Source organism: Oceanobacillus aidingensis (genome assembly GCF_042654105.1).
Taxonomy (GTDB): domain Bacteria; phylum Bacillota; class Bacilli; order Bacillales; family Amphibacillaceae; genus Oceanobacillus; species Oceanobacillus oncorhynchi.
Genome location: NZ_JBHSFT010000014.1, coordinates 161,367 through 175,734 on the forward strand (window position 1 = coordinate 161,367; position 14,368 = coordinate 175,734).

Genomic DNA, 14,368 nt, shown 5'->3' on the forward strand with positions numbered 1-14,368 from the left:
TTTTTATCTTTAAAGGATTAAGCAAAGATATTGCTGATTTTTTGAATATCATCTTCAGATAATGAAATCTCAGCAGCTCTTTTGTTGCTTAACACCTGTTCTGGGCGTTTTGCGCCAGGAATAATCACATCAACTGAGTCTTGAGAGAAATACCAGGCCAGAACAATATGAGCAACCTCTTCTCCGTATTTATCCGCAATTTTTCTTACCTGATTTACTTTTTCCAGGTTATCTAAGAACTGCTGCCCTTGGAAATTTGGTTTTTCTGCCCGTAAATCAGAAAAAGTGGTGTTCTTATCATATTTTCCAGCTAATAAACCAGATTCCAATGGGAAGTAAGGAATAAATGTGATGTTATTTTCCGCAGTATAAGGGAAAAAGTCTTTTTCAGCATCACGATTTAACAGGTTATATTCTGCCTGCAACACGTCTACATAACCGTCCTGGTTTGCGTCCTTCAATTGCTCTGGCGTAAAATTGGAAACACCGATGGAGCGGATTTTTCCTTGATCTTTTAACTCTTTTAAAGCACCGACAGCTTCTGCTTTCGGCGTGTCTTCATCAGGGAAATGGATATAAAACAAATCAATATAATCTGTCTGTGTACGCTTCAACGCGTCGTCAACAGATTGCTTTAAAAATGCCGGTGAATTGTCCATTACCGTATCGTTGCCGACAAATTTATGCGCTGCCTTCGTTGCCAGCACGATATTCTCACGCTTATATTCTTGAATAACCTCTCCAACTAATTCTTCCGAGCGCTTCGGTCCATAAATAAATGCTGTATCCAGCATATTAATCCCATTATCCAGTGCTGTGCGGACAACGTCTTTTCCTTGTTCTTCATCCAGCATATCCGGATAAATGTTATGGCCTCCTACTGCATTGGTTCCTAAGCCGATAGGATGTACAGAAACATCTGATTTACCTAAATTTACATGTTTAACCACTATAAAACTCCTTTTCCGATTGATTTACTCTATTATGAATATACCACAAAATAGGATAGTTAAACATAGATTAACAAATGGCTCTTCACCAAAATCTATGGGTGACATAGTAGATATAAAGTTGCTGTAAGCGACCACTACGGAAATACACTACGCTTTCCATGGGCCCCGAGCTCATCTCCTTTAAAGAAGACTTGCTGATTGGCAAGCCGACAGGCGCAGACAGAAGCATAGTCGCACTTATGCCCTGCGGGTAGAAAAAAAGAAGTACGCTTTTTTTCTGCGGGGTCTTCACCCTGGGACTGGGACTGCGATTACTCGCCCCGCCGAAGACCATGGCGCTTTCCCACGACGGACAGGACGTCCTAGTGTCGGTCGTTGGTCACAGGACGTGACCGTTCTTAGCCGACCAGGAGTCTCCGTGTATTTCCTCCGCTAGCTAGTTGCTTTTATCATATTTAATTATATTTTCCAACCATAGATTTCGGTGTTGATCCTAACAAATGTATCTTTTTTCTTTTACTCTTTAACAACTAATCCAATCAGAGAAGCAAATTGAATCGCTTGATAAGAGGAAACTTTACAGCCTTTTAAACTTTCTAATGAAACGGTCAATGTTTCAAAGCTGGAAGAGCTGATATCGATTCCTTTCAGCGTAGTCTGTTCAAAATTCGCTTCATTTAAATCGCAGCGGTTAAATTCAATTTTTTTGAATTTACAATTGTAGAAATCGACATTGGTTAATACGGATTCGTTAAATATAACCTTTTCGAGCTTGGCATTTCCAAAAGCAGCCAGATTTAAGGTGGAATCATCAAAGCGGACATTGCCGATGGATGACTCCGGGAATTCACAGCCGACTAATTTGCAATGAATAAACTCCACGCGGTGGATAGAAGATTTCGTCAAATTTACATTGGATAGATCACAATTTTCAAATCGGACATCTGTCAGCTCTATATTTTCAAAGTCTGTCTGATTGAATTGGCAATTTTTGATGACCGCATCATAAATCCGTACACGCTCCACCACTTCATTGGTAAACTCTGCTCCAGTGATTTCGCACATTTCCAGTAACGGATCCTCTTCGAAAAAAATATCGGTAAATCTTTTTTCAGTTAATACAGGAGAAATTTTTGGAATGTCTATTTTCATTTTATACCTTCTTTCCTTAGCCTCTTTTACATTATCGTTCTATTGTTGCATTTTTTCCATCATAACATATTTTTCTTTCACGATATTTGTAGAATGGTATACTAGACAGTAAGGAAATATAGACGAAAAAGGGGAGTCAGCATGGGGAGATCGGAAGCAGCAATTTTCACCAATATGTGCATGATTGAAAATGGAAAGGGACAGATTCTGGTTCAAGACAGACAAAATAAAAACTGGCCGGGAATCACTTTCCCCGGAGGGCATATTGAAAAAAAGGAGTCATTCCATGATGCAGTAGTCCGGGAGGTAGAGGAAGAGACAGGCCTACATATAAAACAACCAGTGCTGTGCGGAACGAAGCAATTCCAGACGAACCAGGATGAAAGGTATGTCGTTTTACTTTATAAAACAAATTCTTTTTCCGGTGAATTAAAGAGTTCGGATGAAGGAGAGGTTTTTTGGATTGATAAAGCTGCATTGCCGGATTATCCATTAGCGCCTGATTTTATGGAGATGTATAAGGTATTTGTAGATGAGAGGATTTCAGAGTTCTATTATAACCAGCGCAATGAAAAGAAAGAAGTTGTCTTATTTTAATTATATAGAGGGAGGAAGACAATATGGATATATGGGGAAAAGTTTTAGAAAAATTAAGCAGTGACTTATCTAAACCAAGTTTTGATACATGGCTGAAAAACACAACAGTGGAATGGGACGAAGATGAATTAACAGTATTTGCAGCGAATGAATTTACGATTGATTGGCTGGAGACTCAATATAGTGAACGGATTGGGGAGGCTGTAAAAGAAGTAACGGGAGAAGATTATATTATCTGCTTTGCAGTAGAGGAGAAGGATGCTGACTCTATTTTTTCTACTACCCGTTTAGAATCATTTTCATATGAAACGGACAGCATCAGCAGGTTAGAGGCAAAGATAGACCGTCTGGAGGAGAAAGTGCAGCGGCTGATCGATGTGAAACGCTTGGATGAAAGAGCTGCATTGCTGGAAGAAAAAATAAGTAAGCTGGAGCAGCAGATGAAGTGATGTTTAAAAAAATGCTCCTATAGCAAAAGTAATAACTTTGGTCTTATAAATTAAGAAAAATCTCAGTAATTTCTATTGCTGAGATTTTTCATGTGTATGCAGCAGATTATTTCATCTTTTCATATTGACCTTCACGTTACGTCATACTGTAAGTTAAAAATAAACTTTGAAAAGGTGTGATAAAATGAATATCAACATATTACGTTCGGATAAGATTTATAAGAAGGTCATAGCTAGTCCACCAGAAGAAAAAACAGAGTTGTATCGACGGGAGATGCTTGGTCCTTACAAGAAAAAGTGGGAAATACAGCAGATTCCATTCCATGCGGAGGAGGAAAATGGATTTGATGTGATGACAATAAATAATATGGCACATCTGTCACCGGAGATGATAACAACTGAAGTTGAATCAGACATGAAACAGATTTCCTCTGATGCGTTATGGGGTGAATTAAAGCAAACATTGGAACACTGCTTAAACCAATTTACACAGCATGAGATCCATTTACCTGTGTCTGAATATTTATTTACGATTTTGTTAGGCAGTCCGGACAGCAAAATCTTGCAGCTAAGTGAAGGATATAGTGGGGAAGGAGGGATTCCCGGCTATATTATTCTAAGCTTGCTTCCAAATGAGTATACGTTAAAAAGATTAAAACCTGCTTTAGCACATGAATGTAATCATAATGTCCGTTATCAATTTATTAAATGGGATGATAAAATTAATCTTGGGGAATTGATTGTCAGTGAAGGACTGGCAGAAAACTTTGCGACTTCTTTATATGGGGAAGATTTAATCGGACCTTGGGTCAGCAAAACAGATGCTGATACATTGAATCATATTATCAAACCGGTATTGAGAGAGCATTTAGAAATCACAGGATTACAGCAAATCATGGCGTATCTTTATGGAGATGAAGTTGCTAAATTACAGGGGTTACCGGTTGCTGGAGGAGTGCCACATAGTGCCGGGTATGCATGCGGTTATTATTTAGTGAAGTATTATCTGCAAAAAACAGGGAAATCCATTGTGGAAGCAACGACACTCCCGGCTCAGGGGATATTAAGCGAGGTGGAAGCATATTGGGATGAAGAAACCATACTACACCGTTAAAGATATGATTATCATTACAGGTGTAACGAAAAGAACACTGCATTATTATGATGAAATCCATTTATTAAAGCCTTATAGCTATTCAGATAAAGGCTACCGGCTGTATAACCAGGAGGATCTCAAAAAATTGCGGACCATTTTGCTGTTAAAGGAACTAGATTTGCCCTTGAAAGAAATAGCGGCGATTATACAGTTGCCAAAACAAGAGCAAAGGACGATTTTAGCCGGACATTATGAAGCGATGCAAATAAAAAAGCAAAACCTCGAGCGGACATTAGCCAATTTAAATGATTTTATTTCTGGAAAAGATATCTCTAACTTGGATATTTTTCAGGAAGGCAGCGTGCTGCCATTAAAAGAACAGTATCAAATGGAAGCTAAATATGTATATGGGGATACAGATAAGTATCAAGAATATGAAAAAAATATCAAACAAATTCCCGAAGAAGAAAGAGCTGCTGTATTTGAAGCTTTTGATCAGAATATGCAGGATGTATTCATGCAGTTTGCCAAGCTCTCAGAGGAATCACCTGCTTCTGAAAAAGTACAGCAAATCGTTCTAGAATGGAAAAGTTATCTCGAACAGTTTATGATAGGTGATACAGAAATCCTGCAATGTATTGCTTATACGTATAAGGAAGATAAAAGCTTTAAAGCATATATCAATCAATTCGGAAACGATACATTGAATGAATTTATTCATCAAGCTATTTTATACCATTGTGAAGATGAAAAGCTGTCACATAAAAATAGCAAATCAATACAGGATTGAAGCACCTAAATTCAGGGAAAAATCAATTAGAATATATAGTTAGATGGAGGTTATATCATGGCAAACACATTTAAAGCACTCGTCGTAGAAAAAGAAAATGAAAAGTTAAATTTGAATGTAAAAGAAATCGAACCTTCTGATTTGCCTGAGGGCGATGTTCTAGTCGATGTAAAGTACAGCGGGATCAACTATAAAGACGGGCTTGCTGCTCATCCAAATGGAAATATTGTAAAGGAATATCCGTTTATTCCGGGAATTGATTTAGCCGGTGAAGTAATTGATTCCAAGGATGAACGCTATAAAGCAGGCGATAAAGTTATTGTTACCAGCTACGAATTAGGTGTCTCCCATTTTGGCGGCTATAGTGAATATGCACGTGTTCCCGCAGAATGGGTTGTGCCTCTTCCAAAAGGGTTGAGCTTAAAAGAAAGCATGATATTAGGAACAGCCGGTTTTACAGCTGCTTTATCTGTCCAGCGATTAGAAGAGAATGGACTGAAGCCGGAAAATGGCCCTGTTCTTGTCACTGGAGCAACAGGCGGCGTCGGAAGTATTGCTATTTCCCTCTTGAAAAAGAAAGGGTATCAGGTAGCAGCCAGTACAGGAAAAACCGAGGAGGCTGCTTATCTGAAACAATTAGGTGCAGATGAAGTTATTAACAGAAAAGAAGTTTATAATGGAGAACTGAAAAAGATGGATAAGCAGAAATGGGCAGGAGCAATCGATGCAGCAGGCGGGAAGCCGTTAGCAGCATTATTGGCGCAAATTCAGTACCGGGGCAGTGTTGCCGTCAGCGGAATGGCAGCTGGTGTCAATGTACCGTCATCTGTTTTTCCATTTATTTTACGGGGTGTTTCCCTTCTTGGGATTGATTCGGTATATTGCCCGATGGCAGAACGGAAGCATATCTGGGAGCGTTTAGCCTCTGATTTAAAATTAGATAACCTTGAAGATATGGTATATAAGGAAGCTGGATTAGAGGAATTAACAGAGCTGCTGCCGTCTGTATTAGAAAGTAATCATTTGGGAAGAGTGCTCGTGAATTTAGGCGATTAATATATGTACCATGCAGAAGGAGGGCGTAGAAATGGCGTTCTCCTTCCTTTTTTGTTTAGTACTATTTTTTAAGACATGCTGAAGTAATGAAATAATTCCATTTAGCTGTTGAAAAGAAGTGTTTAGTACGTTAAAGTAACCAGTATAAGAAGATTATCTCAGTTAAAGTGCAGAATTACATGCCGTCTGTTTTAATTGATGAGTGGGTTCTGCCCATTTTTTTAAATCTTTTCCTAATGCATTTAGGGAAAGGTTTTTTTCGGGTGGTTATTTTGTTTAACTGAGATAATTCATTTATCGATACGATAGAGGTATATCTTTTTGAGGTATGATACTGTTTTTAAAGGATAAAAATAGGATAACCGTTCAAAATGAACTTCACACAACTAAATAAGAGGAGGAATATACGATGAAGAACTATGTATTTTTAATTGCCGGTACATTTTTCTTTGCTGCTTCCGTAGCAGTCTTTGCGATGCCGAATTCTTTAGCAGAGGGAGGCGTGCCGGGGCTGGCTCTGCTGATCTACCATGAAACAGATATATCGCCTGCCATGACGACATTTATTCTGAATGCAGTTATTCTTCTGATCGGCTTTCGTTACTTGCCAAAGGACATGATTATCAAATCGCTTGTGACCATCCCGCTATTTTCATTATTTATTTATATCCTCGAAGACCTGGCTACAGGTATACCAGACCCCCTTCTGGCAGCAATCTTTGCAGGCGTATTTACCGGTGTCGGCTTTGGACTTATTTTCCGTTCAGGGAGCACGACCGGAGGGACATCGACCATCGCCCGCATGTTAAACTATAAATTCGGCTGGGAATTGACAGGAACCAATTTTGTTTTGGATGCGTCTGTTGTCGTTGCCGGGATTTTTGTGATTGGACCCGTGTACACCATGTATACGGTGCTTGCACTATTTATTGGAAAAAGGGTAACGGACTATGTATTAGAAGGTTTTGAAGCAAAAAGAGTGGTGCATATTTTTTCCAATAAAACAAAAGAAGTGGAAAATGCATTGCAAACAAGTCTGGGTACGCATACGACCGTATTAAAAGCAGAGAAAAATGCAGATGGCGTCGAGGAAAATCTGATTTACGTCGCCATCCCGAAGCAGCGGTTATTCTACCTGAAAAAGCTGGTCAGCAGCATTGACGAAAATGCATTCACGGTTGTGCATACGGTGAAGGACGTGACCGGCGGCAGCTTTGCAGAAGCTCATCACCCTGGGCAGAAGACCTTCCGAAGCAAGAAACTGGAACGCCGCTATTATAAGAAGCAGGCGGATGAAGAGAGTTTTACATCGCCAGATAACAATACTGCTAATGAGAAAGCATAGCTATACGAAAAAAGTCTTTTCCGATTTTTAAGGGAAAGACTTTTTTCGTATAGAGATATTAATCTCTCTTTTCTCTAAAAAATTGCCAGTAAACAGAGTAAGGAATAATCACCCCGATCAAAAGAAAAAATTTATGAACAACAATATCCGCTTCTCCCCGCCAATTAAAATGAATTGGAATGGAATCAGGCAAAAATAGAATAATGCCAAACAAAATAACGAACATGATTAAAAATACAGTGATATCCTTTTTCATCATCATTCTCCTTATATAAATTTTATCGTGCAGGTCCGCTGATAAAAATACACAGCTAGACCGAGCAATAGAATGCAAAGTGCCAGATAAATCACAAACAACGGGAGCATCTGAAATAAAATAAGTACTAGCGGCACGATCATCAATGCCATCCCGGTAAATGCTGCTATCAAAACAGGCGGGCTTTGTTTAACAATATACATATCGTTTTTCCAGCTGAAATGTGGGTAGAAATAATTCAGCATCAATCCAAATGTCGTGATAAAAGCGGAATAGCTTACTGGAATAAGGATGGCCCAGATCAGCTGCTCTATCGTTGGAGATAAACGGATAATATAAGCTAGGATGCTAATAGCAAAACCAATAAAATGCAGGGAAAAGGTACAGGCTAATTTAGCATGAACCACCCTTTTTTGCTCAATGGGCAGTGTTTTTAAAATCCAAACTTTATTCCCTTCCATGGAGAGTGCAGCAGCTGCCGGATTACTGATTAACAGCATTGCTGCAACAACCATGGGAAATAGATTGGTAACGGTTTCTATAGAAACAGGAAGCGGAATAAACGTTGTTAATTTTTCAAATCCAAACAGAAGTAATGCCATACTAATAAAAACTAACAGCACGGTGCCTAATATCGAGTTCAGCAAGTAGTTGTAAGAGCTGAATAAAGCAGTTATTTCCTTTTTCCATAAAGCAACGAAGATACGTCGCTGTTTGATGGTTCGCGGTTTCATATAATTTGTGCTTTTTAAAGCAAGAAGGCGCAGGTTCAATCTGCGATAGTATCTGCTGCCGAAAAAGGTAAGCACTAAAAATAATAAACCGCTGATAAAGAGAAAAATTAGAATAAAAAAGCTGTCTGCCAAACTGTTAAATTGAAATAAGACGGAAGGCAGATACATAGTTGTCATCTGACTATATACAGCAGTTCCGATATCTTGCATGCTATCTGTTTGGTTAGATTGCGTCATGATAAAATAGCCGAAAGCACCGAGTAGAAAAAGAGATAAACAGACAGCAATCAGATTCATTTGCCGAAAATAAGCCGCCATCCGATAAACGAGACTTCCAAAAATGACACCGATACAAATTGGAATCACAGGGGAGGCCAGCGCTGTGATGCAAAACAGCATAATTAAAAACGGTGAGACAAGAGTATTTGCTGCCCAGACGAGTAAAGCTGGCAGGTTGAATAACAGACCAATCAGTAAATTGAAAAAATAGAGGTGAAGCAGCTTGCTGATAAAAATTTCTTTTTCACTGACGGGATAAGCAGCCAGCTGTTTAAAGTCGCTGCTGCCAAAGATTGTTCCATTCGCTCGTAACAATGATAAGAAAATCATCATCATACTGGAAACGGAAAGCATGTATCCCGGAATCATAGCTGTCTGGCCAATACTGACCAATGTTTTGGCTGTCAGTATATTATACGAAAGCAGCAGTATTCCCATAAGAAGCAGAACAACAGCTGTTATTTTTCCTCCATTTCCTTGCTTGCCGGAACGAAATAAATCATGGAAATGAATGCTGTTGGCAAGGTTATTTTTAAATAATATCCATATTTTTTGATTCATTGCGAACCTCCATGAAAATGTCTTCTAAGGTTTTTGAGCCGGCTACCTCTTCCATTAAGCCGTTTTTGACAAGCTTTCCATTGTGAATAATGGCTACCTTATTACAAAGCTTCTGGGCAACTTCTAAGACGTGCGTAGAAAAGAACACGGCACCGCCATTATCTGCATGCTTCTGCATCAGACTTTTTAACTGAAAGGAAGCAGTTGGATCCAGGCCGACAAATGGTTCATCCAAGATAAACAGGGATGGCTGATGTACCAGAGCAGCAATGATTGCAATCCGCTGCTTCATTCCATGAGAGTAGGAAGCGATGCTGTGATGGAGCTTGCCAGTCATTTCGAACAGACTGCTGTATTTTTCGATAGATGATTCTCTTTCCGTAAGATTAACCTCAAAAATGTCGGCTATAAAGTTGATATACTGCATGCCGGTTAAATGCTCATAAAGGTCTGGAGTATCTGGGATATAAGCCATTCTTTTCTTACAAAGAACAGGGTCATTTTTCATAGAATAGCCATCAATCGAGATTTCTCCCTCGTTAAATGGGTGAATGCCAACAATTGATTTGATCAACGTGGATTTGCCGGCTCCATTCGCTCCAATAAATCCGTAAATATCGCCGCTTTGAACGTGAAGGTTGATATCCGTAATCGCCTTCGTGCCATCTTCGTATATTTTTGAGACGTGATTCGCTTTTAACATAAATTCCCTCCTATTGACAAAGTGTCAGTCGTAGTGATAAAAGAAACCAATGAAGTAAGGTACATTGGTTACCAATTTAAAATCGATTCTTCAATCCCCAGCGTTTTTGCTAAAACCCCTTTAAAAGCTTCTAAATAAATTTCCATTTCTTCTATTCCCAGTTTTTTTAGCTTGATATCATTCGAAACAAAAACATATCCTGTTACTAAAAAATGGGCAGTCTCATAAGGGTAAGCTACTTGAAAAACATTCTGTTCTTTTCCTTCCTCTATCACTTTTGTAAATAAAGGGAGCAGCTTTTCAATAAATTTATGATAAAAACGGTCCATCATATATCTGTTTTCCTCCAGCTGAACGGTTTCCTGCAGGGTGACTTTTTCCTCTGTAACCGAATCTTCTTGAATAATCGTTGTTTGTAAAAATTGTTTTAATTTCTCTGCCGGGCTCAATGAAGTCTCGTTAACGATTTTTTCCATCTGCAGGATAAGCGGCTTAACAGATTTTTCAACCAGGATATAAAGAATTTCTTCTTTATTTTTAAAGTGATAGTAAAGCAGTCCGCGTGAAATTCCTACTTGGTTGATAATATCCTGTGTAGTTGTCTGCAGGTAGCCTTTTTCTGTAAACAGCTTCATCGAAGCATCCAGGATTTCTGCTTTTCGAACTTCAGGCAATTTCACATCTCTCATGTTATATACCTCCTTTGAAGATAGTATATACAGATGACTGACAAAGTGTCAATGGATAGGTAGACATAATTTTATATTGGAAAGGAAACTTGTCTATTAAAAATAGTCAAGATATGAATGATGCCTGACAGTTGACGAGATATCCTGTGTATAGACGATGAGCATTTAATACATAGAAAACGAATTATTCGCTGAAGGTGCGAACAATTCGTTTTCTTAAATTTATAATAGATTGTTTGGAATGAAACCAATAATAAGAAGCTACACCTTCTTGTTTGTAAAGAAATTAGAAAAGAGGACTATAATTATTCCTGTTATAAGTAATGGCAAGAAAAAAGTAGAGAAGACCTCTGGACCGTCCGTTATCGTACCTATCCTTTCATTAAACATCATTCCTGTCATAAAAAATAGAAAACCTAACCAAAAAATTGACTTCCCAAGCTTCGTATGTTTTTTCATATTGCATCACCATCTCATCCATTCCTAATTGTTTTTACCCGTTAATTTAAATACAATTTTCATATAATCTATAACAATTTTACCATATTTATTCAGGACCTTCTATAAAATCTAGGTGTAAATTATTGATAATAATAGCTTTAGATGGTTTAGAGATAATTCAAGGCTGTTAGAGTATTAAAAATTTATCTTGACAAGTTCATCGTTTTAATCAATAATGATAATCGTTATCAATGATAATGATTATCATTATCAAAAATTAAAATGTCATAAAAAAGGAGGCGAACCAATGAATGCAATTGAAATAAATGAAATTGATGTCGGTTATGCGAATGAGTTAATTATCAAAGACCTCAGCATTTCGATCCCGGCCAATAAAATCACAACGATTATCGGCCCGAATGGGTGTGGGAAGTCAACGCTCATCAAAACAATTGCCCGCATTTTAAGTGTGAAAAGCGGTGCGGTATTTTTAGAGGGCGAGGCAATTCATAAGGTCGATACAAAAGAGATTGCAAAACGCATGGCTATCCTGCCTCAAACTGCCGAAGCGCCTGGCGGATTGACCGTATATGAATTAATTTCTTATGGTCGGTTTCCTTATAAAAAAGGGATGGGTTCTCTAAGGAAGGAAGATTACGAATACATCGATTGGGCAATTGAGGTGACAGGATTAGCGGAAGTTCAGGAGCGGGCAATCAGTGCTTTATCCGGCGGTCAGAGACAGCGGGTGTGGATTGCAATGGCTTTGGCGCAGGGAACTGATATCCTTGTGCTGGATGAACCGACTACTTATTTAGATTTGGCACATCAATTAGATATTTTACTATTATTGGAGCGCCTTAATAAAGAAGAAGGACGTACCATTATTATGGTTCTGCACGATTTAAACCATGCTTCCCGCTTCTCGCATTATATGATTGCGATGCGTGATGGAGAGGTTGTGACAGACGGTACGCCAGAGAATGTGATGACCTGTGGTAATCTGCAGCAGGTTTTTCAAATTGATGCACATATAGCAAGGTGTCCGCATAGTGCGAATCCGATTTGCTTATCGTATCAGTTATGTCAGGCGGAATCGGCATGCGCTTCATCTAAACCATGCCATCAAAAGGTGTCAGGTTAAGCATTTATGATAAATAGTAAAAGTAAACAATGAAAGGTACTAAACAATGAATGAACTAGAAGATTTAAAAAAAGTCAAAGAAACCGTGCGGCCTGTCCGGAATGTGCTTGTTTTAGCGGCGGGGAGCTTCCTTTTACTATTATCTTTGCTGCTGGCTGTATCCCTTGGCGCTGCGGATATGCCATTGAAAACAGTCTGGCAGGCCATATTTCAATTTGATCCGGACTTGCAGCAGCATCAAATTATCAGGGAAATACGCTTTCCGCGTATTCTTGGAGCAGCTATTGTCGGCAGCTGTTTTGCCGTTTCTGGAGCATTAATGCAAGGGATGACTCGTAACCCGCTTGCTGATTCCGGATTGCTCGGACTAAATGCCGGAGCCGTATTTATGCTCGCATGCTGTTTTGCATTTTTTCCGCATCTTTCGTATGTATATATAATTTTATTTTCATTCCTCGGTGCTGCACTTGGTGCTGGAATTGTATATGGCATCGGTTCTTTATCAAAAAATGGTCTGACACCAATCCGTTTAGTGTTGGCTGGTGCAGCAGTCAGTGCCCTTTTGGGAGCATTAAGTGAAGGAATCGCGCTTTATTATGAAATTGGGCAGGATTTAGCATTCTGGTATGCAGGCGGTATTTCCGGTACAAGCTGGGGCCATTTGCAAATCATTACACCTTGGCTGCTGCTGGCAGTTATCGCTGCAGTGATAATATCCCGCTCAATTACATTATTGAGCCTGGGAGAAGAAGTTGCGGTTGGGCTGGGTACGAAAACTGGACGCATTAAATTAACTGCTGCCTTGATTATTGTTGTATTAGCTGGTCTGGCTGTTTCTGTCGTCGGCGCGGTGAGTTTTGTGGGATTGATTGTACCGCATATGGTCCGCTGGCTGTTTGGGTACGATTACCGCTGGATTATTCCCGGAACGGTCATTTATGGTGCGTTACTGGTTGTGTTAGCGGATTTAGCAGCACGTATCATCAGCCCTCCTCATGAAATGCCGGTTGGTGCCTTAATTGCCTTATTGGGCGTACCTTTCTTTTTATACTTAGCAAGAAAGGGCGGGGGATTGGTATGACATCACAGAAAAACAAACAGCATAGCCAAGTCAGAAAAGCGAGAAGAGCAGGGCTGGTCAGTGTTATCTTAGTCTTTCTGATTATTATCATATTTTTTATCAGCTTAAATACAGGGAGCATTTACTTAACACCGAAAGAGGTTATTTTTACTTTATTTGGACAAGGTACAGAGCAGCAGGCGCTTATTTTATTTGATTTTCGCTTGCCGCGTATGATTATTGCTTTGCTGGTAGGAATGGGACTTGCAATCTCAGGAACCGTGCTGCAGGGGATTGTTCGGAACCCATTGGCAGATCCCGGAATTATTGGTATTAATGCTGGAGCAGGTTTATCCATTATGCTTTTTTTATCCTTCTTTGCAGTAACAACAACAATATCTGTCTTTCTGATGCCGTTTTTAGCTTTCTTTGGAGCAGCAGGTGCTGCCCTTATCATCTACTTGCTTTCTTACAAGCGGTCTGAGGGAATTTCGCCGATGCGGCTGGTATTGACAGGGATTGCAGTTGCAGCCGGTATCAATGCGTTAATGATTGTATTAACACTGCGATTAAATCCGGAAACCTATCAATTTCTGGCAACCTGGCTTGCGGGAAGCATATGGGGCTCTAATTGGCAGTTTGTTCTAGCATTACTTCCGTGGCTTGTTATTCTGGTACCGTTTGTTTATTCCAAAGCAACGGTTCTGAATATTCTCCACTTAGGGGAAGAAACGTCCATTGGGCTAGGAGCAAATTTAGAAAAAGAGCGGCGTGTGTTACTGTCTTCCGCTGTCGGTCTTGCAGCAGCGAGTGTTTCTGTCAGCGGCGGAATTGGATTTATCGGACTCATTGCTCCGCATCTCAGCAGACAGCTGGTTGGAGACAAGCATGAGTATGTGATTCCAGTTTCAGGCTTGATGGGGGCGCTGTTACTGCTCTTAGCAGATATGATCGGCGGATTCATTAAACAGCCGGAAGTGCCGGCAGGGATTATCGTCGCTGTGATTGGAGCGCCATACTTTTTATATTTATTAGCGAGGCTGAAAGATTAATAATTTAAAAC

Annotated in this window: 15 protein-coding genes; 9 read left to right on the forward strand and 6 right to left on the reverse strand. The window is 39.5% G+C overall.

Going from position 1 to position 14,368, the window contains the following annotated elements:
• Positions 1-17 precede the first annotated feature (17 nt).
• Positions 18-950, reverse strand: coding sequence for an aldo/keto reductase (locus ACFO3P_RS10290; protein ID WP_256705977.1), 933 nt, complete (start codon positions 948-950; stop codon positions 18-20).
• Between the two features lie 519 nt (positions 951-1,469).
• Positions 1,470-2,105: a pentapeptide repeat-containing protein gene (locus ACFO3P_RS10295; protein ID WP_042532900.1), complete on the reverse strand. Its 636-nt coding sequence runs from the start codon at positions 2,103-2,105 to the stop codon at positions 1,470-1,472.
• A gap of 141 nt (positions 2,106-2,246) precedes the next feature.
• Between ACFO3P_RS10295 and ACFO3P_RS10300 the strand changes: the two genes are divergently transcribed.
• The 6 genes from ACFO3P_RS10300 to ACFO3P_RS10325 all read left to right on the forward strand — a co-directional run bounded on the left by ACFO3P_RS10300 (position 2,247) and on the right by ACFO3P_RS10325 (position 7,438).
• The gene (locus tag ACFO3P_RS10300) at positions 2,247-2,702 is read left to right on the forward strand and encodes an 8-oxo-dGTP diphosphatase (RefSeq protein WP_042532902.1); all 456 of its coding nucleotides are present in this window, start codon (positions 2,247-2,249) and stop codon (positions 2,700-2,702) included.
• 23 nt (positions 2,703-2,725) lie between these two features.
• Entirely contained in the window at positions 2,726-3,151 is a 426-nt protein-coding gene (locus ACFO3P_RS10305; protein WP_212928254.1) for a DnaA N-terminal domain-containing protein, read from the forward strand.
• Between the two features lie 184 nt (positions 3,152-3,335).
• Complete coding sequence (locus tag ACFO3P_RS10310; protein WP_193063911.1) at positions 3,336-4,265, forward strand: DUF2268 domain-containing putative Zn-dependent protease; 930 nt, start codon at positions 3,336-3,338, stop codon at positions 4,263-4,265.
• Positions 4,240-5,037, forward strand: coding sequence for a MerR family transcriptional regulator (locus tag ACFO3P_RS10315; RefSeq protein WP_193063910.1), 798 nt, complete (start codon positions 4,240-4,242; stop codon positions 5,035-5,037). The genes ACFO3P_RS10310 and ACFO3P_RS10315 overlap by 26 nt, the downstream gene beginning before the upstream one ends.
• Before the next feature lie 57 nt (positions 5,038-5,094).
• The gene (locus ACFO3P_RS10320) at positions 5,095-6,093 is read left to right on the forward strand and encodes an acrylyl-CoA reductase family protein (RefSeq protein ID WP_042532909.1); all 999 of its coding nucleotides are present in this window, start codon (positions 5,095-5,097) and stop codon (positions 6,091-6,093) included.
• Between the two features lie 409 nt (positions 6,094-6,502).
• A complete protein-coding gene (locus ACFO3P_RS10325) occupies positions 6,503-7,438 on the forward strand; it encodes a YitT family protein (RefSeq protein ID WP_042532911.1) in 936 nt (311 codons plus the stop codon).
• A 58-nt stretch (positions 7,439-7,496) separates the two neighbouring features.
• On the opposite strand, the gene ACFO3P_RS10330 is transcribed toward ACFO3P_RS10325, so the two are convergent.
• From ACFO3P_RS10330 to ACFO3P_RS10345, 4 genes are all read right to left on the reverse strand, one after another.
• Positions 7,497-7,694 (reverse strand): DUF1648 domain-containing protein, encoded by a 198-nt coding sequence (locus ACFO3P_RS10330; protein WP_244882379.1) that lies wholly within the window; start codon positions 7,692-7,694, stop codon positions 7,497-7,499.
• Positions 7,695-7,705: 11 nt separating this feature from the next.
• A complete protein-coding gene (locus tag ACFO3P_RS10335; protein ID WP_193063909.1) occupies positions 7,706-9,268 on the reverse strand; it encodes a hypothetical protein in 1,563 nt (520 codons plus the stop codon).
• Positions 9,240-9,971 (reverse strand): ABC transporter ATP-binding protein, encoded by a 732-nt coding sequence (locus tag ACFO3P_RS10340; RefSeq protein ID WP_042532918.1) that lies wholly within the window; start codon positions 9,969-9,971, stop codon positions 9,240-9,242. Before ACFO3P_RS10340 ends, ACFO3P_RS10335 begins: the two co-directional genes overlap by 29 nt.
• A gap of 68 nt (positions 9,972-10,039) precedes the next feature.
• Positions 10,040-10,660, reverse strand: a complete 621-nt coding sequence (locus tag ACFO3P_RS10345; protein ID WP_042532920.1) for a TetR/AcrR family transcriptional regulator — start codon at positions 10,658-10,660, stop codon at positions 10,040-10,042.
• Between the two features lie 748 nt (positions 10,661-11,408).
• Here ACFO3P_RS10345 and ACFO3P_RS10350 point away from each other — a divergent pair.
• From ACFO3P_RS10350 to ACFO3P_RS10360, 3 genes are read left to right on the forward strand one after another with little or no spacing between them, the layout of a single operon-like run.
• Positions 11,409-12,245, forward strand: coding sequence for an ABC transporter ATP-binding protein (locus tag ACFO3P_RS10350; RefSeq protein WP_193063908.1), 837 nt, complete (start codon positions 11,409-11,411; stop codon positions 12,243-12,245).
• A gap of 46 nt (positions 12,246-12,291) precedes the next feature.
• A complete protein-coding gene (locus tag ACFO3P_RS10355) occupies positions 12,292-13,326 on the forward strand; it encodes a FecCD family ABC transporter permease (RefSeq protein ID WP_042532925.1) in 1,035 nt (344 codons plus the stop codon).
• Positions 13,323-14,357 (forward strand): FecCD family ABC transporter permease, encoded by a 1,035-nt coding sequence (locus ACFO3P_RS10360; RefSeq protein ID WP_193063907.1) that lies wholly within the window; start codon positions 13,323-13,325, stop codon positions 14,355-14,357. The genes ACFO3P_RS10355 and ACFO3P_RS10360 overlap by 4 nt, the downstream gene beginning before the upstream one ends.
• The last annotated feature ends 11 nt before the right edge of the window (positions 14,358-14,368 follow it).

What these genes read in the sequence shown, in the direction of transcription:
- ACFO3P_RS10295 (WP_042532900.1), bottom strand. Translation starts at nt 2,105, where the DNA reads ATGAAAATAGACATTCCAAAAATTTCTCCTGTATTAACTGAAAAAAGA.
- ACFO3P_RS10300 (WP_042532902.1), top strand. Translation starts at nt 2,247, where the DNA reads ATGGGGAGATCGGAAGCAGCAATTTTCACCAATATGTGCATGATTGAA.
- ACFO3P_RS10305 (WP_212928254.1), top strand. Translation starts at nt 2,726, where the DNA reads ATGGATATATGGGGAAAAGTTTTAGAAAAATTAAGCAGTGACTTATCT.
- ACFO3P_RS10310 (WP_193063911.1), top strand. Translation starts at nt 3,336, where the DNA reads ATGAATATCAACATATTACGTTCGGATAAGATTTATAAGAAGGTCATA.
- ACFO3P_RS10315 (WP_193063910.1), top strand. Translation starts at nt 4,240, where the DNA reads ATGAAGAAACCATACTACACCGTTAAAGATATGATTATCATTACAGGT.
- ACFO3P_RS10320 (WP_042532909.1), top strand. Translation starts at nt 5,095, where the DNA reads ATGGCAAACACATTTAAAGCACTCGTCGTAGAAAAAGAAAATGAAAAG.
- ACFO3P_RS10325 (WP_042532911.1), top strand. Translation starts at nt 6,503, where the DNA reads ATGAAGAACTATGTATTTTTAATTGCCGGTACATTTTTCTTTGCTGCT.
- ACFO3P_RS10330 (WP_244882379.1), bottom strand. Translation starts at nt 7,694, where the DNA reads ATGAAAAAGGATATCACTGTATTTTTAATCATGTTCGTTATTTTGTTT.
- ACFO3P_RS10335 (WP_193063909.1), bottom strand. Translation starts at nt 9,268, where the DNA reads ATGAATCAAAAAATATGGATATTATTTAAAAATAACCTTGCCAACAGC.
- ACFO3P_RS10340 (WP_042532918.1), bottom strand. Translation starts at nt 9,971, where the DNA reads ATGTTAAAAGCGAATCACGTCTCAAAAATATACGAAGATGGCACGAAG.
- ACFO3P_RS10345 (WP_042532920.1), bottom strand. Translation starts at nt 10,660, where the DNA reads ATGAGAGATGTGAAATTGCCTGAAGTTCGAAAAGCAGAAATCCTGGAT.
- ACFO3P_RS10350 (WP_193063908.1), top strand. Translation starts at nt 11,409, where the DNA reads ATGAATGCAATTGAAATAAATGAAATTGATGTCGGTTATGCGAATGAG.
- ACFO3P_RS10355 (WP_042532925.1), top strand. Translation starts at nt 12,292, where the DNA reads ATGAATGAACTAGAAGATTTAAAAAAAGTCAAAGAAACCGTGCGGCCT.
- ACFO3P_RS10360 (WP_193063907.1), top strand. Translation starts at nt 13,323, where the DNA reads ATGACATCACAGAAAAACAAACAGCATAGCCAAGTCAGAAAAGCGAGA.